Source organism: Nostoc spongiaeforme FACHB-130, assembly GCF_014698475.1.
GTDB lineage: Bacteria > Cyanobacteriota > Cyanobacteriia > Cyanobacteriales > Nostocaceae > Nostoc_B > Nostoc_B spongiaeforme.
The window spans coordinates 1-26,412 of sequence record NZ_JACJTB010000040.1; the positions used below are offsets into that span (position 1 = coordinate 1).

Annotated in this window: 18 protein-coding genes and 2 pseudogenes; 10 read left to right on the forward strand and 10 right to left on the reverse strand. The window is 40.2% G+C overall.

Annotated elements, in window-relative coordinates; all coding sequences use genetic code 11:
- Positions 1-106: 106 nt before the first annotated feature.
- On the reverse strand, positions 107-352 hold the full coding sequence (locus H6G74_RS23495) for a response regulator transcription factor (RefSeq protein ID WP_242051330.1): 246 nt from the start codon (positions 350-352) through the stop codon (positions 107-109).
- Positions 353-608: 256 nt separating this feature from the next.
- Here H6G74_RS23495 and H6G74_RS23500 point away from each other — a divergent pair, with 256 nt between their 5' ends.
- Positions 609-854, forward strand: coding sequence for a hypothetical protein (locus H6G74_RS23500; RefSeq protein WP_190969955.1), 246 nt, complete (start codon positions 609-611; stop codon positions 852-854).
- Position 855: 1 nt separating this feature from the next.
- Here H6G74_RS23500 and H6G74_RS23505 read toward each other — a convergent pair whose 3' ends face one another.
- A complete protein-coding gene (locus H6G74_RS23505) occupies positions 856-1,626 on the reverse strand; it encodes a hypothetical protein (protein ID WP_190969956.1) in 771 nt (256 codons plus the stop codon).
- Between the two features lie 7 nt (positions 1,627-1,633).
- The gene (locus H6G74_RS23510) at positions 1,634-9,388 is read right to left on the reverse strand and encodes a hypothetical protein (RefSeq protein ID WP_190969957.1); all 7,755 of its coding nucleotides are present in this window, start codon (positions 9,386-9,388) and stop codon (positions 1,634-1,636) included.
- A 394-nt stretch (positions 9,389-9,782) separates the two neighbouring features.
- On the opposite strand from H6G74_RS23510, the gene H6G74_RS23515 reads away from it, so the two are divergent.
- Both H6G74_RS23515 and H6G74_RS23520 read left to right on the forward strand, forming a co-directional pair.
- Complete coding sequence (locus H6G74_RS23515; protein WP_190969958.1) at positions 9,783-10,358, forward strand: class I SAM-dependent methyltransferase; 576 nt, start codon at positions 9,783-9,785, stop codon at positions 10,356-10,358.
- Between the two features lie 391 nt (positions 10,359-10,749).
- Complete coding sequence (locus H6G74_RS23520; RefSeq protein WP_190969959.1) at positions 10,750-11,553, forward strand: sulfite exporter TauE/SafE family protein; 804 nt, start codon at positions 10,750-10,752, stop codon at positions 11,551-11,553.
- Between the two features lie 317 nt (positions 11,554-11,870).
- Here the strand turns inward: H6G74_RS23520 and H6G74_RS23525 are convergent, their stop codons facing one another.
- Positions 11,871-12,506 carry a hypothetical protein gene (locus H6G74_RS23525; RefSeq protein ID WP_242051331.1) on the reverse strand — a complete coding sequence of 212 codons (636 nt, stop codon included), beginning with the start codon at positions 12,504-12,506 and terminating at the stop codon, positions 11,871-11,873.
- Between the two features lie 103 nt (positions 12,507-12,609).
- Between H6G74_RS23525 and H6G74_RS23530 the strand changes: the two genes are divergently transcribed.
- Positions 12,610-12,804 (forward strand): hypothetical protein, encoded by a 195-nt coding sequence (locus tag H6G74_RS23530; protein ID WP_190969961.1) that lies wholly within the window; start codon positions 12,610-12,612, stop codon positions 12,802-12,804.
- 220 nt (positions 12,805-13,024) lie between these two features.
- On the opposite strand, the gene H6G74_RS23535 is transcribed toward H6G74_RS23530, so the two are convergent.
- The 3 genes and pseudogenes from H6G74_RS23535 to H6G74_RS23545 form a co-directional block, all read right to left on the reverse strand.
- Positions 13,025-14,530, reverse strand: coding sequence for a relaxase/mobilization nuclease domain-containing protein (locus tag H6G74_RS23535; RefSeq protein WP_242051332.1), 1,506 nt, complete (start codon positions 14,528-14,530; stop codon positions 13,025-13,027).
- Between the two features lie 42 nt (positions 14,531-14,572).
- Positions 14,573-14,929, reverse strand: coding sequence for a plasmid mobilization protein (locus H6G74_RS23540; protein WP_190969962.1), 357 nt, complete (start codon positions 14,927-14,929; stop codon positions 14,573-14,575).
- Between the two features lie 27 nt (positions 14,930-14,956).
- Positions 14,957-15,816 (reverse strand): annotated as a pseudogene (locus H6G74_RS23545) (IS5 family transposase).
- Between the two features lie 578 nt (positions 15,817-16,394).
- On the opposite strand from H6G74_RS23545, the gene H6G74_RS23550 reads away from it, so the two are divergent.
- Both H6G74_RS23550 and H6G74_RS23555 read left to right on the forward strand, forming a co-directional pair.
- Positions 16,395-16,973, forward strand: coding sequence for a hypothetical protein (locus H6G74_RS23550; RefSeq protein ID WP_190969963.1), 579 nt, complete (start codon positions 16,395-16,397; stop codon positions 16,971-16,973).
- A gap of 871 nt (positions 16,974-17,844) precedes the next feature.
- Entirely contained in the window at positions 17,845-19,089 is a 1,245-nt protein-coding gene (locus tag H6G74_RS23555) for a ParM/StbA family protein (RefSeq protein WP_190969964.1), read from the forward strand.
- Positions 19,090-19,181: 92 nt separating this feature from the next.
- Here H6G74_RS23555 and H6G74_RS23560 read toward each other — a convergent pair whose 3' ends face one another.
- From H6G74_RS23560 to H6G74_RS23570, 3 genes and pseudogenes are all read right to left on the reverse strand, one after another.
- Positions 19,182-19,676: a hypothetical protein gene (locus H6G74_RS23560; protein WP_242051333.1), complete on the reverse strand. Its 495-nt coding sequence runs from the start codon at positions 19,674-19,676 to the stop codon at positions 19,182-19,184.
- A gap of 57 nt (positions 19,677-19,733) precedes the next feature.
- Complete coding sequence (locus H6G74_RS23565; protein WP_185564191.1) at positions 19,734-20,075, reverse strand: hypothetical protein; 342 nt, start codon at positions 20,073-20,075, stop codon at positions 19,734-19,736.
- A 153-nt stretch (positions 20,076-20,228) separates the two neighbouring features.
- Positions 20,229-20,372, reverse strand: a pseudogene (locus H6G74_RS23570) (IS630 family transposase); the annotation flags it as partial.
- 287 nt (positions 20,373-20,659) lie between these two features.
- On the opposite strand from H6G74_RS23570, the gene H6G74_RS23575 reads away from it, so the two are divergent.
- From H6G74_RS23575 to mgtA, 4 genes are read left to right on the forward strand one after another with little or no spacing between them, the layout of a single operon-like run.
- Positions 20,660-21,109: a pyridoxamine 5'-phosphate oxidase family protein gene (locus tag H6G74_RS23575; protein WP_190969966.1), complete on the forward strand. Its 450-nt coding sequence runs from the start codon at positions 20,660-20,662 to the stop codon at positions 21,107-21,109.
- Between the two features lie 45 nt (positions 21,110-21,154).
- Positions 21,155-21,928 carry a P-type ATPase gene (locus H6G74_RS31370; RefSeq protein WP_242051334.1) on the forward strand — a complete coding sequence of 258 codons (774 nt, stop codon included), beginning with the start codon at positions 21,155-21,157 and terminating at the stop codon, positions 21,926-21,928.
- 33 nt (positions 21,929-21,961) lie between these two features.
- Positions 21,962-23,800, forward strand: coding sequence for a cation-translocating P-type ATPase (locus tag H6G74_RS23580; protein ID WP_242051335.1), 1,839 nt, complete (start codon positions 21,962-21,964; stop codon positions 23,798-23,800).
- The gene (gene mgtA, locus H6G74_RS23585) at positions 23,797-26,373 is read left to right on the forward strand and encodes a magnesium-translocating P-type ATPase (RefSeq protein WP_277927179.1); all 2,577 of its coding nucleotides are present in this window, start codon (positions 23,797-23,799) and stop codon (positions 26,371-26,373) included. The genes H6G74_RS23580 and mgtA overlap by 4 nt, the downstream gene beginning before the upstream one ends.
- The last annotated feature ends 39 nt before the right edge of the window (positions 26,374-26,412 follow it).

Consider the following 26,412-nt stretch of genomic DNA (forward strand, 5'->3'; position numbering starts at 1 on the left):
AACGCCCGTCAAAAACGCTAAAATCCAATGAGCTACTCTTTTTTCTCAAACCCATACTCCACAAGACTTTCAGGCTATCTTGCCCCTGGTGACAGCTTCGCTATATTTACCCCATTTTAATTGACGTGTGTTTGCATTTAATTAAACTTATGACATCAGTGCCATTGATATCAGGTAAATCAATATTTATCACCACGATATCTGGCTTTTGTTGGTCAACAATTTCTATTCCTTCTTTTCCGGTTTTTGCAAGGCCACATACCTGGATTTTACCAGTTTCAGATAATATCGTCGCCGCACCAACCCTAGATATGTTCTCATTTTCAATGATGACAACATTAATAGGTTTCATATTACATACTGTTTGGTTTAGTATTGTCCCTGATAATAATACTTATAGCACTTACTTTTTACTGTTTCTTAATCTTTACAGTTACTATAAATTAATCAGCTTATTTAAAAACTTTATTTGTAAATTTAAAAAATTTACAAAGTGATGGTGTGGTTTATGTAGTTTTCATTAAGCAATCTATTGACTAGGCAATTTTATTGATCGGTTTTAGTTTTAATAGTATTTATCGAATTTAGAGAGTAATAAACGATTTTTTATGAATGTCAATAAATTTTTAGGATGGATAGAAAATATTGTTGTTTGGTCTTTAATAGGAATGCTATGTTTGGTCGGGTTAGGTAGATTACCTATTAACCCTACAAGTTTGTTTGACTTTAGTGCGTCTTTTTACTATTTTTCTGTTGCGGTTGTTATTTGCCCCAAAACTCCCTTGAGTTTTAATAACAAGCTAGTTTTGGGGTTTATAGCTTTCTCGTATGGTGTGTGCTTTGGGTTGATTTAATTTAATCTATCTCTTTAACAGCATCCTGATTTTTGAATTCTTGTTGGTTATGTTCGCAGCGTGCTTGTTCCTCATCAAACAGAGCCTTAAAACGTTCAAATTCATTATGCGTAAGGTTATTGATGATGATAGAGTAACTCTCTGAGCTATGATTACGAGATGCTAGCAGTGCTTCTTGGCTTGCTTCTGAATCAGGCGAATTTCTATCAAGGCTAAGAGTTTGTGAATCTTCTCCTAATTTTAGGCTTGCAGTATATGTCTCGCCTTTATAAAGGATACTTTGTGTCTCTTTGTCTGGTTTTCCAAATATATTTAAGCGGTTTAAAATTATAGGTATAACAAATTGTTGAATTTGGAAATTAGCGATAATAGATTGTACTTTATCGTGTTGACCTTCTTCTACTAGGTTGCCATTATTGTCGTCACTTTTATCTGTAAAGTTTTTTAGAACTTCTGGTTTAATTGTATTGTATTTAGACTCGCTTACTTCGGGTTGTAAAGATGACTCTGGACTAACTGGATTAACAAAATTGACAGGTTCAATTTCTGTGGAGCTTAACTTGACTTCCTCTTGTGCTATTTCACTGATTCTATTTATTTCTGAATTTAAATTTAACACAGCCTCTTGTCGTTCCTCAGCAGTTGGAGGATTTTTTGCATATTCTTCAAATTTCTCATCAGGTATATTAAGCTGTGCGATCAATTCTCTGAGGAGACAAGCTTGCATTGCTGGAGTTAAACCTTCTACTGGAAACTCGATTAGTTCTTTCATAGTAAAATTACCTTTCTACTAAATCTTTTTTGACATCTTTGAGTGCATTATTGATGCGATCGCTCATAAATTGAAAATCTTGTAATGTTTCATCACTAATGTTACTTACTTGAGTTTTTCCTTGTTTGACATATAGCAAGATATTATCCTTTTTATCTTTAACTAGATAAGTTTGGTTTTGAGTTTGAGTAGCAATCTGATATTTTTCTGTTTGGACTGTCATAATGCCATTAATATCCTCTTGTCCAATTGTCTTAACTACACGTTGAGCAAGACTGGTCATCTCATTAACTTTTTCTAATTCTTTAATGTCTTGTTCCATTGCCTTAAAAGCATTCTCAAGACTAATATTTTCTTGAATGTATAAATTAGTTATCTCCTGAATTCTATTGAGATATGTGTCTGATTTACCGAGTTTTTCAGCTGCTATATACCAGTCTTGGAGATTTTGCACTGTATTAGCTTTCATCCGCTCGATAATGCTATCCATCGCTCCAACTTGCTGTATTTCGGGTTGAGCAGGTGATGCGAGTGCTTGGTTAATATTTGGTTGTTGGCTTTGTTGTGATGAAAAAATGTTCTTGTTTTTAGAAATTAATGAGTTATCTGATACTTGTGTATTGGTAGAAATAATATCGCTACTAACTTTGGTGTTTTCTACAGGATTAAATACAGCATATCCTTGGGAAGTTTGTTCTACTTTGTACCCTTTTTCTTGGAGATAATTTTGAACTAATTGGTCAGTTCCTTGTGTATTTCCGACTAGAAAAGAGCTTTTCACTGCTATTGCCTTATCAAGTAAGGGTTTATAGTGATTTTCAAATGTTTGGGCAATTTGCTCGCTTGTTACTCCACGCCACGGGCCAGATCCGGACACCATAATGATGTCTTCTTTTGAGTAATTTCCTGTGTTGGCGCGTTCCCCCCATGCTTGCTCGTAATTTCGTGTGCTTGAAGGTGTACCGGGAGGTGCAGCTGATTTACCGATAAACTGGGTAGCTAATTGGGCCATCGCAATGTCTTTTTTCATGTGTTCAGCGACGGCGGCGTTTATAGGTTCGAGTTGGGAGAGTGGATTTGTGGGCCGCAGAGCAGTCTGTTGGGACTTGTCCTGCTGGGTTTGTACTGTAGTTTGTTGTGATTTTGCAACTACATATATATACGCTTCGCTAAGGGCTTGAATAAATGCGGATTCTTTGCCCTTACCCTGCCACTGTTGATCCTGGGCATTAGTAATGCTTGTACAGTTCTCTAACCAATTGATTCCCCCACGTTTGGCGATCGCCTCAGTCAGCCGGGGGTGTTGTTCGAGTTTAGCCTGAAGCACTTCTACCATTAGCTGGTATTCATCAACTGATGGATGCAACTGCTTTTGGTGATTAAATGCGTGTTCAGCGGATGCGTATGCTACCCCTTGAGGTTTTTGGACATGGGTTTCTAATCCATACTGCCCGGCGGGGGCTTCTGGATTATTATTGACTGAAACTTGGTAATCGTTTTGCAGCTTGCCTTGTTCTTTGGCAAGTGCAGTGGCAAGGCTGAGTGCTAGTCCCAGCCCATCTTTAGAGTCTGGGCTGATATTTACTGGAGTTGCAGCTTGTTTTTGGATGGTTGGGAACGGAATAATTTTGCCATTGACATAATCTCCTAGTGGCTCTATGAATAAGCCATATACCTGACTCTTACTCGCTTGAGTTTGGGTTAGTTCTTTTGGTGAATGCTTCTCCCATCTCGCCCAGGCTTGCTGGTAACTTGGGTCTTGAATCATTTGGGTGGTAATTTTATATTGCTTACCTACCCGAAAAGCAACTTGCTCGCCGTTTTTACCTTGGGCGATCGCAATATCTCCCTCATTGATACCATAAGTTTTTTGGTAGTCTACACTTCTGGTAGTGTGTATTCTACCGTGTCCGCGCATAGCATCAATGGTTGTGTTAACTGGTACTGTGGCAGCTTCGCCGTGCAGATGCAGCGAATAAACCATTGGTACTGGTTTGCCAGATATAGTTGGGTTGTCTGGAATCTGAGGATTAGCAGCGCGTGCCGCAGTGAAATTGCCAATGGCGATAATTTCTTCGACAGTTGGTTGGTTTGAAGGGTATGAGGGTATGTTTTGGGTGAATTCTCTGAGGCTGGTATAACTGCGCTCTACTTTAATTTCTCTCCCTGGTGTCCACTCGTTAGCTTTAATGGTGAGGTCGTTGTTGCTTTGGACTACCGCACGCGGAGGTTGGTTTGAGGTGAGGAAGTTCTCAAATTTTTGGCGAACGCTGTTTTCTCTGCCCAGGTCATTTTTAATTGACCAGATGTTGATAGACCATCTGCCAGCCTCAGTATTCAGTGCAGCATGTTCGTTTTTGCAGTTAAAGCGGGTTACTGTACCCGACCCAAGTTTAAACTCTTGGTATGGTGCGTCCTGATTCTCTTCCCTAGTCCATGCCATTCGTTCCTTAGCAGCACGATAGCCCCAGTCAGAATTTCCGATATTAATGCTGCGGGCTTCCGTCGCGGCGTAGGAGTCATCGCGGTGATAGTTAATCCCAGCACCGGGGTTCTCGGAATAACTTACCAGCACAATCTCAGCGTCAGGATATACTTGCTTAACAAGTTCCATCAAAGAGTCGTCCTGTACCCCTGGCTTGAAGTCTTTATCCTTCAAATCCCATTTTGCACCGATCCAGGCAACTTGTCTCAGTGGTGCATAGTTAGATTTGTCATTTTCAAGTATGGGTTTGAGGTGGGTTTCAAGATGCGATCGCAGCTGGTCTACTTTTTCCTCGCTTACCTTACCCAATATTTCGATAGCTTTAGTTGGATCTGCTTGACGGGAGTTGGGTAGTAATATTGGTTGATTCTTAGCTTCTGATTGTGTATTCTTTACTACTTGTATCTCAACCGTGTTTTGATAGACTTGTGAAATTCCTGCAACTGTGGTGTTAGTATTTAATTGAATATTAGTTATATTCTTTTCTGGTAAAACTTTAGCAGGAACAATTGGTACTGGAGAATCTTCTTGATTGAGTTCTCTTGGACGGTTAGGAAGTGCTTTTAGAGATTTTTGGTACTCACTATTTTCTGGAATTTGGTTGAATTTTAAAAGACTACCTTCAGTTGCAACTTTTTGATTTAACTCTGCACTAAGCTGTTCGTAGCGGTCAAAACCATCAACTTCACCAATATTAATAGCTTCTCCCAATAAACTATTAAATTCTTCATTTATTTCCTCACTAATTTCATTTTTATTAAAAATAAATGTAGCTGTGTTACTATCAATAAAATAATCGTTTTCAGCAGATTTTGATTCTAACCAAGTGGCTACAGCGATCGCGTCTTGTGCGGGAACTACTAATCCAAAAGCTTCTTTAGTTTCTAAGAGCGTTCCATCGGGAGAAGTATATTGTTGATTTGGATTATAAAAATATACAGTTTGTTGAGGAATGATTGGAGTGGGTTGTGACGGTGTATCTGCACTTTTGATATGACCACCAGCACGGTTAATAAAGGTTTGTCTTAATTCGTCACTGATGGTACTTTCATCAAGTACGAATACAGTCATTCCTTTTTTGGCTTCTAACCGAGCTTGTGATATAGGAAACTGTTCGTATGATACTCCTACTTTTTCGAGATACTTTTTGGTTTTTTCAGTTAAATTTTCATCAACTGCTAATCCTAAAAGCCCTACTAATTTTTGCTCTTTATCTTGGAACATAATTGTAGGGCGTTCGTTAATTTTACTGAGTATTTGGTTGCGTTTGTCCTGCTGCTCGTCTTTGACAGTCCTTTCATTACTTATAAGCTGACTGCGTTTAACCCATTTGTCGGGATATTGTACTGTTTCTGGATTAATAATTATTTTACAGGTACTTTCATTACTGGTAATCTGTACAGGGATAGTGGTTCGTTGTTGGTTTGGGCGAATAATACCCGTATCAATTAATTTTTGTACAGTGCTACTTTCTTTCCGTTGCCACTGTTTTTGTATATTTCCTTTATTTAAATCAGCTTCGAGACGTTCATTATGCTGACCAATAATACCGAGTGATTGGTCGCCAATTTTAGCAATATAAACGTGCTTTTTATCAAATGCCCTGACTAAAGTTTCTTGAAATGCTTGGTTGTTAATTTCCTGTTTCTTGTATTTTGGATTCGTAATATTAATTCGTAACAGATTGTTCTGAGATGTTTCTGCTATAGCATAGGCATTTTGTCCAGTGATAATAGTTTGAATTTTAAGCTGTAACTGTTGCCCATTCCCAGGCTTTTCTGCTAGCCAGCCTTGGGCAATACCTTCTTTGACTGATTCTTTATCAATATTGCCTAGTTTTTCAGGTTTATTGCCATTTTGGAGATAAATAGTATAGTCTTCCCGAATCAGATCAACCTTTTCGATTGTTAACATTGCAGGTTCATTATTAAACCTTTGGGAATTTCCAAACTTATTAACTTCGCCTACTTTCAAAGTGAGTTCTGGTAATCCGGGTACTTTGGTTGTAACAGAGGTGGTGTATACTTCACCTTTTTCAACACTGCCAATAGCAATAGTACCAATTGGTAGCCGGGCATTACTTTGTTCAATATTTCCGAATGATTCGTAATTACTCTCTTGATTCTGGATTTCAATTACACTTTTTCCATCTTCAGCTAGATTAAATCGAATACTCTGAGGTTGATTTTCATTAAAAAACTCACTATTCCGGTCAAATCCAGTGATACTAAACTCGGTAAACTTGAGTGTATCTAACTGACTGATAATCTCTTGAGGAAAGGCAGCAAAAGCGAAATTAGAAACTTTATTTTGGCGATCGCCACTTTTATCATTACCAGTCTCACGAGTCGTTGATACCGTCCAGGTGGCAGCTGCCATTGTTAGCTTTTGGTCTTCTGGAATCGAATTATAAAAGTCCTCTGCTATCTGGTAAGCTTTTTGGTAAAGAAGTTTAATTTGACCTTCGCTTAGTTCAGGCTGGAATGATATTTTGTTAGATTTTACTTCTTGTCCAAGTGTAATTCCTATTTCTTCGAGTTTATTTTCTTGCTCCCTCGCCAGTGTACCTAATTTTCTAAACTTGGGTTTACCATTCTCAGTTTCATCGTTAATTTGAGCATAAACTAAATATTTATGCGGACGGTTATTGTTGCGTTTATCTTCGGATATTTCTGATAATTTTATCGTAATTGTATTAGCTTTCCAGATAAATTCATTATCATACTGTAGAAGATTAGTTATACTTACTTGATTACCATTAGCAAGGGTAATATTTGCAGACGGCCCTTTTTCAGTTTCTTTTTGTTTAGATAACTCACTTGCTCGGTTGAATGATTTATCGAATTCTTTTTTGATGAGGATAGCTCTTAATCGCTGTTCGTGAGAAAATTCAACCCCTTTAAATAAAGCTTGAAATTGAACGATTTCACGCGATTCGAGGCGAGCTTTGTCAAAATACTGATTGGTTTGAGCAATTAGTAACTCAACAGGTGAATATCCCGTCGGTTGAATTATATTGTCAATATAGACATCTTTCTTCTTATCCTTAATATAGTTGACTTCACGGTGAAGAATCCGACTATTATTGCGAATAATTTCAATTTCAGGTTTTTTGGCACTCTTGAAAAGGTCAACTGCAATTTGATTTTGAAATGCTGCCTCAGCAATCATTTCACGGTACATCTGGGTGTTAGAGTTCATCGCCATTAGTGCATTGGCCTGGTTTAAGGGTTCTTGTCGAACAGTTTTGATGAACTCTTCCATGTAACTGCGATACTTGGTCGGAATCTCCTTCCCTTCAATACCCTTGGATTTTGCCCAGGCTTCTGTTTTGAATAAATCTTCGTAGTGTTTGGCTACCTGCTGTACGTACTCAATTGAGTCTTTTTCACTACCAAAATTTTTTAGAATCGTAATTTCTGACTCTAACGCCTCAATTGAGGTAAGGTGATTGTTGATAACACCCACACTAATGCCATCGCTCATGTGGATGGCGATTTCCTCAAATTCTGGCTGACTGCCATCTTCTTGGTAAAAAGATTGTTTTTTAAGTTTGACAGTTGGAGCATAGGCGTTTTCAGGCAGGTTGCGCTCCTTTGCTTCAACGCTGAGGTTAGGATACTTAGTTGCCCGCTCGAAGCCGATACAATCACCATCGTAGTCGCGTGCTTGACGCTCTTGTTCGGACTCTTGAGGGAGAATCTCTAATTCATAACCAACTGATTTTAGTTCTAAAATATACTGATTAAATTTGTTAGTAAATTCAATTTTGTCTCTAGTTTCGAGCTTACTAATACTTTGGTCTAAGTAATTTTCAATACCTTCTAATCGAAGATTTTTTCCTTGAGCTTCTGGCAGGATAGATTTAATTTGCTCATTGAGGCGGTTGTAAATGCGATCGCTTGTTTCGTCCGAGACAGCGATCGCACCAGCGAGAGGTTGACCATCAGGCCCAAGGATATCTTCTACAATTTTGTTAGTTGAGACGCACAGACCATTTGAGTTGAGGAAAGGGGAGCGGAAGTTGAGAACTTCTTCGCCATCTTGATAATGCGGTATGGAAATTTCCCCATTTTGCAGGTCTTTGGAGGGAATAACCATTGCTCGCTCAAATGTTAACGTCTTGCCGATGGCGATTTCTTTCCACTCATTTTGGACGAACCGGGCGAGTTCGCGCTGTACTTTCTCAGTTTCGAGAAGTTGCCCCTGTCCTTGCAGGTCAGCTTTGATGAGTTTGTAAATAAACGAGTCATTAGCAATGCGATCGCGCAAAGTTTCTAATTCTTCTGCTACTGTTGGATCTTCTGCTGCTTGTTCTTCTAGTGTGGTTGCTTGTTCTTCTAAAAAGGCTTTCCGTTTCTCGTACTTTTCGCAGTAAAGTTGTGCAAGTTGCCGAGGGTCATCCTGTGCTTCTTTAAGCTTTTTGGCTTCAAGTTCTAATTGTTCAGTAAAGTCTTTCAGTCCGTTAGGGAATGAAGCGAGTAACTGTGAGATAGCTGTCTTGCCGAGTTCAGATTGTGATTTTTCACCTAGCCAGATATTTTGTCGGTATAATCCAGGTTGAATTTGAGGCTTAGTCGGGCCATTAGGATTATCTTTATCAGTTCCCTTGAATGCAGATAAGGGAAGAATTAGGTCAATTTTAGTTGAGTTATTGGAGTTTTGATAATTGAGGATTTGCTCAAGGTTAGCAGGGCGTAGTGTACCTTTACCAAAACGGTATTTGTTGTCATCTCCGTCTCGATTAATCCAACCGAAGCGGTGCTGAATTACTCGATATTTATCACCTTTTTGATGCTTGGTTAATTCGTGATACAGGTCTTTTGATATTTGTCCGTAACAGTCTCCTGTTAACCTATATGCTTGGTCATTACTGATAATGCCGCCATTTTCACCATTATTATCATCAACTATTAGTATGTTTAACTCTTTATTGACAGCATTTCTACATGAACCAAGAAAGATAGACCCGTAAGCACCTCTATCTTTGTTATCAGGGCATAATTGTCTAATTGTATCTAGACATTCTTCGGGGCCATATAACAACCGAGTTTTTGACGATAATAATAATTTATGACCTTCAGGATGATTAGTTAATTGTTCCACAGTAGACTTTTCGTCCATATGCCCGAACGAAAATTTTACCCCAGGAAAAAAATATTCTAATAGGGTATTATTAAGTTCTTCCTTTAACAGCGAATCTGGATTATTTGTATTACCATCTGTATGAATCCATTGATTTAATCTAGTGTCAAAATGTTTAGCTTGAATTGTCATATATGAACAATTAAACTTATAAAATTAAAGATAAATTTTCACTTTTTGGCACTAAAGTATCCGTAGAGTTTAATTTTACTTTCTCTTTATCGGTAATCTATTCAACAAATTTCTAATTTAGACTAGCAATTTATGGGTATTTAAAAATACGATATTATAAAAATTTTACTTAGCTTTTTATTGATAAATACTTATTCAGCGTGATCTCAAAGTTTAAGCATGATAAAAAATATACAAACTTATTGGTTACTTTTTACTTAGTTATAAATCCGTAGTAACTTTTGTAATGTTTGTGATTATGGTTGTGTTTGTAATTTTAAGCAGAATGACAATGTGTTAAAAACTCAATACTAGATAGCATAGAGGCATCACACTAGGGAGGCGATTAACACTGATGAGCATTGTAGACAGTATATTCATGCAGATGTTTGGTCGCCCGAAGGGTATGCTAGGTAGGTTGGGTGGCATGATTATGGCATCCATGAACCAAGCGTTTACCTATTCGGTGATCGACCTACTCGATATTCAGCCAAATGACCAAGTGTTGGAAGTTGGATTCGGCTCAGGAGTGGGTATTCAGCGTTTATCCTCTTTAGCATCAGCAGGATATATCGCAGGCATCGATTACTCTCAAGAAATGGTTGAGCAAGCTACAGCTAGAAACATGGCGGATATTGAGATGGGTTTGGTTGATTTACGGCAAGGTTCGGTGGAAAGTTTGCCCTTTGAAGACAACAAATTCGATAAAGTGCTGGCGGTTAACTCTATGCAAGTCTGGCCAGATGCCGTAGTTGGGCTGCGGGAAGTGCGGCGAGTTATGAAGGTTGGTGGTCGAATAGCACTTGGTTTTACTTCTTATTCAGGGCAATCAAGTACTGGATTGACTCAGATACTTACGACTGCTGGTTTCACACAAGCAAGGATAGTGGAGACGGATCGCGATTTTTTTGCATTGGCGACTACCTATTGAACTCTAAATAAAGGCTCAACTGAGCAATAGCATTGCCTCTTTAACCCTTACCTACTCTCGGTTCGCAGATTTTAATAGTACGCTTTTTTCTTAGTTTTTTCTTACCCCACATTAGTACAGTGCTGTAGTGCTTACGCTGTTAACTTTAGTATCTGTCTCTTGAAGTTAGCGCTCGTTCTTGAGGACAGTAGTTAACTAACTAGGAAAATTATAGTTTATTTGAATAAATACCTAGCTAAATACCAACAAATTCATTAATAACTATCAATGGTTGGTAAGATTTTTTATGTAATAGGCGATTTAAGTTTTATTAATTATGTGCTAATTTACTTCTATTATTAACTCCGGTATCCCGTGTGATAAAGTGTGCTTTAGAGGGAGTGTATCTATTTTGGTAACTATTCAATTGCTTATTCTAATGACAGTTTTTTTGATAGCAAGCGTCATCAGCGTCATCACTGGTAGCACTTCTTTAATTACTGTACCTGTAATGCTTCAGTTTGGAATTGAACCACGCACCGCTCTTGCTACCAATATGTTTGCATTAACATTAATGAGCATTGGTGGCACATTACCTTTTATCGGTAAAGGAGTAATTGACCGTCCTCGCTTACTATTATTAATCTGTTTAACGCTGACATCATCAATTTTGGGAGCATTGCTTGTTCTGGTTGTACCTTCAAATTCAATACCACTTGTTATCTCTATCTCCATGATTTTAGTTACGGTATTATCAATTTCTCACAAGAATGCTGGAGTAATCCCAGCAGAAGCAATACCCTCACAGACAGCAGAAATTGTAGGCTATATAGCCACTTTTATAATTGGTATTTATGGTGGCTTTTTTAGTGGTGGTTATGTGACTTTACTAACAGCAGCCTATGTAATGCTATTTCGCATGACGTTTGTTCAAGCAATAGCAACAACTAAGCTTATTAATATATTTTCCTCACTCATTGCTACTTTAATATTTATGATGCAAGGACTTGTAGATTACAAGTTAGGTATAATTCTTGGTTTTACAATGTTCATAGGTGGAATTATTGGTGGACGTATTACCCTGAGCTTGAGTAGTATCTGGCTACAACGTATCTACCTTACAGTTTTGACTATTCTTACAATCGTCACACTACGTAAATCCCTACAACCTAATCAGTCAACTAGTACGATTAGTCAATTTACACCTTTAGTTTAAAGAAAGGATACCCAAAAAACCTTTCACCCCATAAATTTCTGGATATCCAGAGAAAACAAATAACTCTTGCGATTGCCCGCAGAGATTGTTAGCGATCGCTACATTGAGTCCATGCCCTTAAAAATTTTAAATTTTGGAACTTTATTCTAAATGTACACCTACAAGATTAAGCCAAAATTTTAGGGTTGCCCTTTGTTCTAGCTATTCTTTTTATTTATAGAAACTAGAACTAAGCTGAAGTTGCACGTCTATGTAAGACTATGGTTAAAAATTTGACAGCAGTAATTGAAATAAGTTCTCCATTTTAGCTGGTTTTATTAGTCGATGAATATAATTTCATCAATGTTGAAAACTTCAACTGTAGCATTTGGACTGTTCATATCTGTGGTTTGTTCGAGTAGACGTGTTGCTTCCTCAAGCAATGCGCTTGCGTTCTGAAGCAGTGTTCGCACCTGGGTTAACTTGTTTCGTCGTTCGATACCAAGTTGTGCTTCTATATACCGCGCATCATTATGATGGCTGAGGTGAATTACCCGTACTTGTTGTTCTTTCTCTGAAGGTGCAAATATTGCGTTTTCGGCAGTTAGTTTATAGTATGAGTAAGTACCACTGGGGCGTTTAACATTGTAGATGTGGAGTTCGCAACTAGGTGGTGCGATGTACTGTCCGTCGAAGTTAGTAAGTCCAGTACGAATATTATCTAATGTGGTGGCGATCGCCTCGACGGCGGAGATAATACCTAATGATTCTGGTGACTGTGGGCAACCGCGCCTCATCAGCATCATAATGGCGGCAGAACGACGAGTCAGGCGAATTTGTTCTTGATACTGGCGCATTTGTTCTTCCCGGATACGAACAAGTTCGAGTTCTTCATCAGGAGTTAGTTCAAGCGCACTCCCACAAGTTTTGTAATTTAAGCAGTCGCCAGGATCTATGCCTGGGTGCTGCATCATACTGGCACAGTCAAATCCAATTCCACATTTTTTCTTGGGCATGGGTTATCGTTTTTTGTTCTAGTTACTTTTATAATTTTATATAGCTAGAACAAAGAGGCTTATGGGCGAGATAAACAATGTTAGAATTTTTGCGCCTGAGCAAGATATTGCGTCGTGGCAGTCATTGTTTGAGAAGATGGAAGCGCAGGGACTGGTTGAAATTGTCCAAAAACCAGATAAATTTTATGAAGTCAGGGGAAGCGAGAAACTTAAACGAGGGTATTTCAAGATTAAGTTGTTGCGCTCTGGTTTATAAAAACATAACATAACTCATGACTTAGAACCAGAAAACAACCTCGAAATCTATTATGACTCGGATGTACAAATTTTGGCACTAATACGTAGTGGAATTGCTTAAAACATCAACCTAGATGTTTTAATGCTTTCTACGAAGTATTCAAATTTGAACACTTCGTATTTCATATATCAACAATAGGAATTCTCAGTAGATTAAATTCTCTCTAGTAGCAGGTTTACTACTGCTCAATACCTGTTTGCGATCGCTGTTGATTGATTAATACTTGTTGGGTAAAGAAACGTAAACTTTCAATCTGCTCAATTTCGTTTGTGGTTAGTCGAGTTGGGATCTCTTCATACCAGGTTCTCTGACTGTAGCAGGTTTGCATCACAGGAGTATTATCCCCATGACGGTAAACACTCAGAGTATTGCTATCTAAGCTGGCACTCAACTCCCGTCCTTCGATACGGAAGTTATTGGTAACAAGCATATAGTCAGTGATTATAGAAGGCAAATGTTTGAGAGTAGAAGGCAGAAGGTTAAGAGAAGGAGGAACAGGGGAAGATTGTTCTTCCAGGAATTGTTTAGTAGTAAGACCATTTTCTTCTGAAATATCCTGTTGTGGGTACTGTTTTTGGGGATGCGGCTGAACTTTTTTCTTAGTGTTATTTGCTTTCAATGTGGGGTTGTCTTCCAATTTGGATTGTATTACTAGAATCTCACTTGGATAATTACTGTTTAGTGTATATGTACTAACAAGTGTTTTGGAGTTACTATCGGTATCACCATTGCTATCACTTGCACTGCTGCTAGTAGGTTTATCACTATATAAGTAATTATTGTTACTTAATATGTTGCTATTTATGCGGTTAATTGCTTTGGCTTTAGCTTTTTGAATTACTTCTTTATCTTTATCTGAGTCGTACATGATTCCATATTCAGACCGGAGTTTGTTCCAGCTATAAGGTTTGTATACTTGATAACCAGCAATTTTGACATCATTATGAATGTAGGTAAAGCCTAGTAGTTCTTCCCCCTGCATTTTAGGCAATACTCCAATGCTGTTTTCTTCCAGGCGTTGAATGAACGTAGAGACCGTGGGACTATCCTTAATGGCTTCCCCTATTGCTTGGCGAATAATTTCTTTACTTGTTGGAGTTTTGTGCTTACTGTTAACTGCTCTAATGCTTTTTGATCGGTTGGGGCTGGTAAGTGTAATAATGCCGTACTCTTTCTCTAACCTAGAGGCGACGGCTTCATTTGTTGTTGGAGTTACTTCTAATCCTAGTTCCGCCGCGATGCGTCTAGTTGAAACTTGGGAGTTGAAATAATCATAGGAATCATTAACTAAGGTGCCATCTAACCGAATCCGGGAGGCGATTATGTGCAGGTGTTCGTGGTTGCGATCGTGGTGGCGTACCGCAACAAACTGACTGGTAGCTGCTACAGATGATTCTTCTTTGGGCAAGTATCCCATATCCTTGAGATATTCTCTTGCTACATAACTGTACTGACTGTTGGATAAATGCTCGTGGTAGTTCGGGCGGTGTGCGATTGAGATGATGAGGTGAGCGCACTGCCGTTTAACTGCTTTGTTGGTGTACTTGATGGTGAGAAACTGCTGGTTAAATTCATTTGGCTTTGTTCCCATCATATTAGTATCGACAATCGCAGCATCATCTTTCCCCAAGACATACTTGAGCGTGTCGAGAAAATTGGGTTTTTTGTAGATGACGGGAATCAAATTGAGACAGTTAAAAGCGTGGGCTATAGAACTTGTAATGCCTTATTTATCTTGGCTTGAAGGTGATTTATCGGTAACGTCTAGGTTAAATGCAGCTGCGATGGTTTGATCTACAAGTGCGATCGCCTTATTAACAGTATCCAAAATTTGCTGGTTATTTGTTTCTTTCGCTAAGTGAGATAACATCATCAGTTCGCTTTTAAGGTTTCCAGCAGTAGCGCGGATAGTTATCAAGTCGGCAGACGGTTTTGCCGTTAGTACCCGCCTTAATCCAGAGGAACGTAAATACTCAGATGCAGTTACCCCTGTGGCGATCGCTTTTTCCTCAATGGTAGTTTTCTCTTCCTTAAAGAGGTATACCTTGATAGATTTAGTTCGCTTTACGGGATCATTTACCATACATTAGGGCGTGTTTTAAAACTAAAACTATAGCCAAAGAATGATAGAAGCGAGCGTCAACATTGCAAGGTAGTTATGAGCTTTCTTTTCATAGCGTGTAGCAATCCGACGAAATTGCTTTAAACGGTTAAAACATCGCTCAATCTTATTTCTTTGGCGATAAATCGATTTGTCAAACTTACCACGTCTGCGTTCATTCGACCTACGCGGGATTGTTAACCGAATGCCACGTCGCTGTAAATAGCGACGAATATTCATACTACTATAGCCCTTATCCCCAACAACTCGTCCAGGACGAATGCGCGGACGACCAAATCTTGGGCGTTTTACCGCTCCTTGTGACATTAATTGCTCAAACACGACTGCTTCATGACGTTCACCAACAGTCAGCAAGAATGTAATAGGTTTGCCATTACCATCGCAACGCAGATGGATCTTGGTGCTAAAACCACCTTTAGAACGTCCCAAAGCCTCTCTTTGTTGTACTTGTTCAATTGCAGATAACTCCCTTTCAGGGTTTATCTCCCCCTTTTTGCTCCGGCCGAATGTTGGTGGGCACGGATAACGCTACCATCTACATAATGTACTTCCCAATCCAGTTGTCCCGACGCATCAGCTTGTTGTTGCAAAGACTCTAGAATCTTCTGCCAGATGCCACTTCTACGCCAACGGTAAAATCGACCTGCTACTGTTGCCCATGCGCCGTAATGTTCTGGTAGATCACGCCACGGCGCTCCCGTCCGTAAAATCCATAACATTCCATTGATCATGGTGCGGTGGTCATTGCTGGGACGACCAGTTTTTGGTTTTTGAGATGGAAGCAGAGTTTTCAGTCGCTTCCATTGTCGCTCTGTCAAGTCGCCTCGACGCTGCGGTGGAAGAATCATCGGTAAATGCTGAATTCGTTAATTTTTAGTATTTTCACTTATTTTATCGAGTTTTAAAACACGCCCTAGTCATCAAAAAGTAAATATAAAACAGAAGTAGTATTTATTAGAACTGCATGATAAACAATTGTATTAAATATATTGTCAATTAATCTAATTTATTGCAAATAATATAAGGATAAAATGACCCCATTAAACATACCTTGTTTTAGTTCTGGATTGTGCGACAACAGCAATGGTTTATTGTGGAACGCTACTGATGTCAATTTATATGCAGTGAGGGTTGTAGAGTTTTGTTCCAAGACGATTGATGTTTGAAGTAATGCTGAAATAGTTGGGTCAATTTGCCCTCAGAATACCTCAATCATGGGAATTGTAAGAGTTTATTTATCAGTTAACAACATATTTTTATTTAAAAAATTAGACCTAATTTTCAATTGATTGGGGTAATTAGTGTGTGAATTGGGGTAGTTAGGAGTAAATACGGGGGTAAGTTCTTCTACAGTGTGGTTAAAGTAAGAGTATTGACAAATAGCTTACTGAAAAGCTTGGGTTGCAGATTATATAGAAGTAAAGGTATGGCAAGAGCGAGTAAGCCTGCTGATTCTGTTGAGTTGGCGCGAATCATGCGGAATAAGGATACTGAGGATGGGATAGTCATTAGCTATCTCCAGTCGAAGAAGCGAGGGCAAACTGAGTTAGTATGTGAGGCGCTGCGGGCTTATTACCTGCCGTTTGCGCTATCGGCTGCGGGAGTATCTGGTATAGAATTGCAGTCGGCCCTCCATGATGCGATCGCGCAACTTGAAGCCCAGATAATTAAGATGAAACGGACATTCGGGATGGAGGGGTTGCCCCAGGTAGTTCTTGTTAATCCTCATAGTGGAATTTTCTCGCAGGGTGTGATTGGCTTACAACCAACAATTGGAACTAATGGTGTGGGAGTAACTCCTGTTTCAGCTAATTTGGTTCCGCCTTCGGTTTCTTTTTTTGATTCCACTGAGCCAGGTCCTGACTCGCTACCTGTTACGGCAGAATCAGTAGGGTCAAATGTTTTGGAAGAAGATTCTGAAGATGATGGGTTCTTTAATGATGATGAGGATGACCCGATTGCTAAGGCAGAAATAGAAGTTGATGCAGGATTTCGTCTTGAGTAAAGGGATTATCAGGAATGGCTGTTAGGTGTTAGAGAAAAGCGTATTCTTTGCCTTCGCTTGTGATACTTACGTAATTTCCTCCTTTGTCCTGTTTGTCATTGTGGGCAGTATTTTTCAGAGTGCGATGGCTACGCCTGCCGTAGGCATCGCGTTAGGCACTGTTGCTAAGAAGTGCTTTGTACCTCTTAACAAAGCACATTGAGAAGAAGTTTTTGCCCAAGCACCTGCATGATTCAAAGTTTCGATTAAACCATTTCGCCATACACTTGGTCAAAGCTTGTGATCGAGTGCATTAACAGTATTTGACCGAACTGGAGAGGCGATCGCATTCTAACTCCGGAGGTGCAATTGCCTTCATGATATTTCATTTGTAAAAGTTGCAATCAACAATTTTGCACCAAAGCAAATTTGTAATAAACCCCATTGGACATACCTTGTTATTGTTATTGTACAAGACTGCCCAATTGTGGTGCTTTTAGTGAGGTAAATGTGGGGATAATTGAGGTAAGACTGGGTGCAATAATCACAATTACATTGTTTATTTCACAAGCCAAAGACAAATATTATTTTGTAATTCAACTTTTAGTTGATACAGAATTAGGGTGTGATTGGGGTAATTTGTTCATGATACAGGACGTAATTTAACCAGCGTGTGTTGAAGAAATTTTTAATACATTAATTTACTTAGAATCTACAGTTTCGGTTTGGTATTAGTGTTATAGAAGAAAATGATCGTAATGGTTTTTTCTCTACTTACTTTGTATGTAAAAAACCTGTTAACCCCTGTAAAGAAAATGTTTTGCACTACAGCATCATTCCTATTTCAAGTAAATTAGTAACAATAGGAGAAGTTAATAAAACATCAATATATATGCCTAAAATTAAGGAGAAAACAGACGTAAAAAAGATAGTAATTACGATTGACATGGGTGCAAGTAAAACTAAGGCTATCGTTCAGGAGTATCCAGAAGGAAAGCCTGTTGTTTTACTTTTAGACTCAGAAATAGCGGATGTTGCTAAAGCCTCAGTTGAAAGCGTCCAACCTGAAGGTAGTCCTGAATCTCGTGCTTGGGTAGGGATAGGCGATGAGTATTTCGCCTTGGGAGAACTTGCTCGTCGTCGGTTTGGGGGTATATCGCAACTGAGGGAGTTAAAATACGAACTAGCCATTCCCAAAATTTGCGGTGCATTTTGGCTGGCTAAGGAGAAGTTGAACCTGGGTAATGATGTTGCAGCTTACTTGAGTGTCCTGCTGCCGCCGGGTGAAGTGCAAGACAAGGAACAGTTACAAATTCGGTTGAAGGATACGTTTCGGGGGTTTGATACACCAGCAGGTAAGATGCGGGTGAAAATGCTTCGTTATGATGCAGCTTCTGAGGGTAGCGGAATATTTTTCCACCGTAGGCGATCGCTTGGCGATCGTGTACCTGTTTCGATGTACGTAATGCTTGGTTATCGCAACGCGAGTATTTTCACCTTTCGGAGTGGTTCGATTGGCGCAGGAATAACCAGTAATTTTGGTATGTCTTGGTTAGTAAATAATTTGATTTCCAAAACATCGGGACTAAGCCCTGATAATTCCAATATTATTGAGGTACTGATAGAAGCTGGAGCCAGTTGTGACCCCCAGGTGATGCAAAAACTCTCACGCAAGCGCAAAGTTGATGAGATTCAACTTGATGGAGAGTCGGTGTCCAAAGCTTTATTACTTGCTAGAGATGAATATTGGCGTGCGATCGCCAGGTGGTTACGCTCAAAGATGGATGAGGATATTGAAGAACTGGTATTTTGCGGGGGGACTGCGGATTACATTCGTCCTGAAATAGATGCTTACTTCCAGAAAGAGGGGATGAAAGTATCCTGGCACGCTAATATTTTTATACCTGATGAAATATCTTCTGGTATGGGTAATCGTATGGCGGATGTTTGGGCTTTCCACCAGCACATGATTATTCAGTTTGATAAGCTAACTGGTCATATACGCTCTGAGGTTGTACCGTTAAATAAATCTGTTGAAGGTAATACAAATAATATAGGTGAAGAAGTCAAGCGTAAGTATAACTTTACGCCTTGTGAGCGGCCTAGTACCTTTATTGCTGTAAACGAGAATGTTTGATGGGTTCAGACAAAAATCAATGTAGTAAAAAAAGAATCAGCTAGAATGAAGTGCTGCATAAAACAATACTTTCTAACTGATTCTTTGAGATTTTAGTATGGCTGTTGATCTAGCATTTGGTAGCAATCAACATGAGAATTGGTAATTTCTGGAATGTGTTGAATTACAGAGTTAATTTGCTCCATGTCTGCATATTGTTGTTCTCGTCTTTTGCGGAGTTCCCATGATTTACGGTTATAAGCTAACAAGTCTTCCAAACTCATGTTGAATTTGTATTTGGCGAAATTCAATAATTGTTCTGTGGTGTAACGACAATCTTCAGGACGACCAAAACAGATTTCAAACTGAAGCTTAAAAGCTTTCCAATCGAAATTGTCAGACCCCAGTTGCCGTTGTGATTCGCGTCCGTAAAGGTCACGAATTGAATAGAAAATTGTGTTGTATTTACGCACGTCGAATGATTCAATCTTGAATTGCTCCATTGTTGAATCATCGACTGTAGCAGCTTGAGCTTTAGTAGATTTATTAGCAGCCATAGTTGTTTCCTTGATGAGTGTTTCGCTTTTAGCTGCGTCAGCATTAGTCAAAAAAATAAATCCCACTCTGTATGAGCGAGATTTTCTATAAAATTAGATGATTTTTGATTATTTTGCTAATAAACGTTCGCGTTGTAGCCAAGTACGTTTGTTGACTTCGAGTAATTCTTCTAAGCCTTTGTTGAAGTGCTTAATGGAATAGTCAACCATTTGTTGTACACTATATTTGGGGTTTTCGACTGAGCCGAATGTAGCAATAAATCTGGCTTTAAAAGTATCCCATTGTGTTTTATTCCAGTTAGTCTGTGACTGCGCTTGAATAGTTTTACCCCAGGTTTCTTGTAGCCCGTAGTAGACTGCTTTAAACTTACGCTCGTTGTAGTCAGCAATTTTGTAAATACCCATTGCGTTGTCATCAATTAAACTAACTTTTTTGGTTCTAGTCGCCATAATTTTTATCTCCTATGTGAGAGTTACTTTTTAAGGATTTGAGCGTTAGCTATAGTGCTTTCTCTTCTTTATTTGGACGTAAGTCCGCGTAAAAAATAACAATCTTAAATTGGAAATGAATGCTAACGCCTCTGCTACTAAGCTAATCAGCATTTAAGCTGCAATATAGCTAAAATTACCTTTATGTTTGATTTTCCGATGCCACTTAATAACTAACTCACCTTGATGCAATAGCTTATCTAGCAGTGACCTTAACTCATCTACTGATTTAAATAAGCGATGAGCAATATATTCCTTAATAAGTATAAACTTTTGCTGTCAAATATCATGTTTGATTGAGTGTTTTAGTTCTGGATAAAATATACAATTCTTAATAAAATATTCAAAAGGATTAGATAAAAATTAACTTATTTACCTAGCAAGATAGAAGAAATATTTGCTGTTTTATATTTTATTGGGAAATCAGGTTATTAATCAGTAATTTGTGCAGACATTGAGAGTTAATCAACAGAAAGTAAGTTGGGACAATAAAATCAAATTATCCGAACGATAAACCAATTAATTAAATATTGAGAAAAACAGTCATGTTAGATATTGATGAAATGAGTTTAAAAGAAATACATGAACTGCTACACAAAGTAGGATATGGTCATCTGGGCTGTATACATGAAGGTAAACCCTACGTGATACCAATGTATTATTATCTCGAAGAAGAGGACATCTACCTGTTTACAACAGTTGGGATGAAAACTCATGACATAGATGCGAATCCAGAAATCTGCCTACAGGTGGAAGAAATTAACGGGCCTCTGCATTGGCGTAGCATAATTGTGAATGGTCGAGCCTCACGCCTCACCGAACAACCAGACATTGATCGCGCAATGAACTTGATCAAAGAGCGCAATACAACGCTGTCACCTGCCATCAATCGAACTTGGATTGATGCTGAGGGACGTTCAGAAGCGATCGCCATCTACCGCATCCATAAGAGTGAAATAAGTGGAAGAACCACTAATGGAATTAGCAGTCGCTAAGAACCGCAATACTGTTTTTGATGTTTCATAGGAAAAAGCAGAATTATGGTTTCGACGGTCGATATCAATACTGTAGCTGGCTTATCTGAGCAAGAGGCGATCGCTCGGCTCAAAGATGAAGGCTACAATGAACTCCCCTCGGCTCGCTCTCGCACTATTTTATCGTTCGCTTGGGAAACCGTTCAAGATCCGATCTTCCTGTTGCTGGTCGGTGGTGGTATCATCTATTGGATTTTAGGCGACCTACAGGAATCCCTAATTTTACTGGGTTTTGTCTTCTTCATCACAGGAATTAGCCTTTACCAGGAAGGTAAAACCGAACACGCCCTAGAAGCCTTGCGCGATCTTTCCAGTCCTCGCGCCTTGGTGATTCGGGATGGTGAGCGAAAACGGATTGCGGGGCGAGAAGTTGTTAGGGGAGATATCTTAGTTTTAGCAGAAGGCGATCGCGTTTCTGCCGATGCAATGGTGTTATCTTGCACAAATTTTTCAACCGATGAGTCATTATTAACCGGGGAATCCCTACCAGTCCGTAAAATTGCTGCCGCCGGTACCGTGGAAATGGCGCGTCCAGGGGGCGATGAGTTGCCGTTTGTGTATTCTGGCACCTTAGTAGTTCAAGGACAGGGAATTGCTCAAGTCCAAGTTGTGGGCGCTCAAACGGAGATGGGCAAGATTGGTAAGGCTTTACAAAAAGTCAAGCCAGAACCGACTCCCCTACAACAGGAAATGACTCGGTTGGTGAGTCGCTTATTTGGTATCGCTTTATTGTTGTGTGTGGCGATCGTCGTGATTTATGGAATCACGCGAGGAGATTAGCTCAAAGGATTTCTCGCAGGTATCACCCTAGCGATGGCAATTTTGCCGAATGAATTTCCGGTTGTCGTGACGATTTTCTTAGCCTTGGGAGCATGGCGCATTTCTCAGAAACACGTATTAGCTCGTCGTGCTTCCGCCGTGGAAACCTTGGGTTCTGCAACAGTTCTGTGTGTGGATAAAACTGGGACGCTGACTTTAAATCAGATGGCTGTACAACAGCTATTCGCATACAACCAGGCAGAAAATCCTCATCCATATAATTTGGAATTGCATTTACGCGAGTTGCTCCCCGAAGCATTTCATCAATTAGTCGAGTTTTGCATTCTGGCCAGTCAGCGAGATCCCTTTGATCCAATGGAGAAAGCATTTAAGGAATTGGGAGATCGCTATCTCGCACATACTGAACATCTGCATAACGATTGGATACTGTTACGAGAATATCCGCTCTCACCGCAGCTATTGGCAATGTCTCACGTTTGGCAGTCAGCCGATGGACAACAGTATGAAATTGCTGCCAAAGGAGCGCCGGAAGTGATCGCGGATCTCTGTCATTTCACCCCCCAACAGCAGAAAATTCTTGCAGCCCAAATCAGTGAAATGGCAGATCAAGGATTGCGTGTATTAGGCGTTGCCAAAGCCTCTCTTGTTGATGCACCGCCCCCATTTTTACCACCTCATCCCTCGCTCAATCCGCATCATTTACCCGACGAGCAACATGACTTTCCTTTTCAATTTCTCGGATTAGTGGGACTGTCTGATCCAGTGCGCCCAAATGTGGCGGCAGCGATTCAAGAATGTTACACCGCCGGTATTCGAGTGGTGATGATTACGGGTGATTATCCAGGAACGGCTCAAACTATTGCCCGTCAGATTGGATTGATGCAAATGGGAGCTATTTTGACGGGAGCAGAATTGGATCTCATGAGTGACCTTGAACTCCAGGAGCGCATTCAAAGTACAAACATCTTTGCACGCGCTGTTCCCGAACAAAAACTGCGGTTAGTTAATGCTTTGAAATCCCAGGGTGAAGTCGTCGCCATGACTGGGGATGGTGTGAATGATGCCCCTGCGCTCAAATCTGCCCAAATTGGGATTGCGATGGGACAGCGAGGTACAGATGTGGCTCGTGAGTCGGCGGCTTTAGTGTTATTAGATGATGATTTTTCGTCCATTGTGCAAGCGGTAAAAATGGGACGGCGCATTTTTGATAATCTCCGCAAAGCAATGGCATATTTGCTAGCGATTCACATTCCCATTGCTGGGATGTCTTTAATTCCAGTGTTGTTTAAGTTGCCGTTAGTATTACTTCCCGTTCACGTTGCCTTTCTACATTTAATTATTGATCCAGCTTGCTCAATTGTTTTAGAAGCCGAACCCGCAGAAGCAACGGTGATGCAGCGTCCTCCCCGCAACCCCAAAGAACCATTATTTGGTAAGAAGACTTTGGCTTTGGCAGTGCTACAAGGGGTAGGGATTTTAGCGATCGCTCTCGTCATCTTTGTGGTTGCACTATATCGCAGACAAGGCGAACTTGATGCCCGTGCTTTAACTTTTACGACGTTAATTTTGGCAAATTTAGGACTAATTTTGAGCGAAAGTTCTTCATCTCGCCTCAGCCTCAAAATACTGAAATCTCCCAATAATGCCCTTTGGTGGGTGATTGGTGGGGGACTGGTTTTTCTCGCGTTCGTGTTGTATGTTCCCTTCTTGCGTCAATTGTTTAGTTTCTCCTTCTTACACCCAATCGACCTGGCAATTTGTTTGGTCGGTGGGGTGATCGCTCTACTTTGGTTTGAACAGTTAAAGTTTCTCAATCGACCCCAACGAGCTATTCAATCCAAATCAAGAAAACCTACCCCAGAAAATCTTTGATTTACCTTCCCCAACTCTCCACGTTTTGGAGCTTATCCAGCGATCAGGTGCTTCAGCAGATGCACTCTACAACCGCAGGGTTAAGCCGTCAAGATGCCAAACAACGCCTAAGCGAGTTCGGCGCAAACAGCCTCAAACAAAAACACAAATCGAGCGCATGGATGCTGTTGCTCAATCAGTTCAAGAGTCCGATTATCTTGATTCTGATTTTTGCGGCGGTGCTATCGATTTTTCTGAAAGATCCGGCAGATGCCATAATCATTTTGGCGATTGTCTTCATTAGTGGGTTATTAGGATTTTGGCAAGAGCGAGGAGCCTCGAACGCCGTCGAAAAACTATTGGCATTAGTGCAAGTTAAAGCAACTGTTTTAAGGGATGGTCAATCTCAAGAAATCCCCACTGAGGAAATAGTCAGGGGCGACATTGTGTTGCTGAGTGCAGGTAAAAATATTCCGGGCGACTGTCTAGTTTTAGAGTCGAAAGATTTATCGGTGGATGAGGCAGCACTCACAGGCGAAACCTATCCGGTTGACAAGCTCAGTGGCGTATTGCCTGCTGAAACTGGACTGGCCCAACGCACCAATTCCCTCTATATGGGAACTAATGTTATAAGTGGAACTGCGAAAGCAGTAGTAATTCATACCGGAAAAGAAACTGAATTTGGCAAAGTATCGGAACGCCTGAAACTCAGACCGAGCGAAACGGAATTTGAAAGGGGACTGGGCAAGTTTGGCTACTTTCTCATGGAAGTAACGCTGATTTTGGTAGTGCTAATTTTTGTCGCCAACGTCTACCTCCACCGCCCAGTACTGGAATCCTTTCTGTTTTCGCTGGCGCTGGCAGTTGGTTTGACTCCCCAACTGCTACCGGCGATCGTTAGCGTTAACCTGGCTCGTGGTGCCAAGAAAATGGCGAAAAAGCAGGTGATTGTAAAGCGCTTACCTGCAATTGAAAATTTTGGCAGCATGAATGTGTTTTGCACCGATAAAACGGGGACGCTAACGGAAGGAGAGGTGAAAATTCACGCTGCTGTTGATGTAGAGGGTCAAGAAAGCGATCGCGTTCTGCTTTACGCTTATTTGAATGCCGCATTTGAGTCAGGTTATGTCAATCCCATCGATGCAGCGATTCGCCAACACAAAACCTTCGATATTTCTGGCTATCAAAAGCTAGATGAAGTGCCTTATGACTTTAACCGCAAACGTTTAAGTATTCTATTCAAAAAAGCGGAAAATGCGGTCTTGGGGTCTGCCCAAGTAGAGCAATTTTCCAAGACAGAAAATACGCATTTAATTATCACGAAAGGCGCACTGAAAAATATTTTGGATGTTTGCTCAAATGTTGAGACTGTTGAGGGGAAAACTATTGACATTGCAGATCAGCAACAAAAACTACACCAACAGGCTGAAGACTTGGGAAAAAAGGGATTTAGAGCCTTGGGTGTGGCCTATCGTGATTTTAATCGAGATTCTTTCAGTAAAGACGATGAAACGAACATGACATTTCTCGGCTACCTTGCTCTGTTCGATCCGCCAAAAGCTGGCATTGCTGACACCCTCAAAGAGTTGGAACTGCTAGGAATCACCCCGAAGATGATTACCGGAGATAGCAAGGCAGTGGCGATGAGTATCATTGAGCAGGTAGGATTGCCTGAACCCAAGGCGTTGACAGGTTCCGAACTAGACAAGCTCAGTGATGAAGCTTTGATACATCGAGTACAGCAAACAAATGTCTTTGCTGAGGTAGAGCCAAACCAAAAAGAGCGGATTATTATCGCCCTCAAAAAAGCAGGGAATGTAGTTGGATATCTGGGAGATGGCATTAACGATGCTTCTGCGCTTCATGCGGCTGATGTTGGCATTTCCGTTGAGAGTGCAGTTGATGTCGCTAAAGAAGCTGCTGATATTGTGTTGATGGCAAAGGATTTAAATGTTCTCGTCGAAGGTGTAAAGGAAGGACGGATTACATTTGCCAACACTTTAAAGTATGTATTTATGGCAACTAGCGCCAATTTTGGCAATATGTTTAGTATGGCGGGAATTTCTCTGTTTCTGCCCTTTTTGCCGCTACTACCCAGTCAGATTTTGCTGACGAACCTCCTCACCGATTTCCCAGAATTGACGATCGCCACAGATCGGGTAGACAGGGAGTTAGTCAACAAACCTCGTCGGATGGATATCAAGTTTATCCGCAACTTTATGATCATCTTTGGTTTGTTGAGTTCAGTATTTGATTACCTCACCTTTGGGGCGCTGCTGTTGCTGCTGCACGCTCAAGAAGAACAGTTTAGAACAGGCTGGTTTTTGGAGTCTGTTATTTCTGCATCGCTGGTTGTGCTAGTCGTTCGTACTCGCCAATCCATTTTCAACAGTAAGCCAGGAAAATACTTGTTGATGGCAACGCTAGCGACTATCGGAGCAACAATAATTATTCCTTGGACACCGTTGGCAAGCCTATTCGGATTTCAACCTTTGTCGTTGAGTTTTATGCTAGTTCTGGGGGCGATCGTGGTGTTCTACGTGACTGCGGCGGAGAATGTCAAACGAGTTTTTTACAGCCACGTAAAATTTTAGTAGTCAAGTGTACATACTCACCGTTCGCGTAATGGGTGA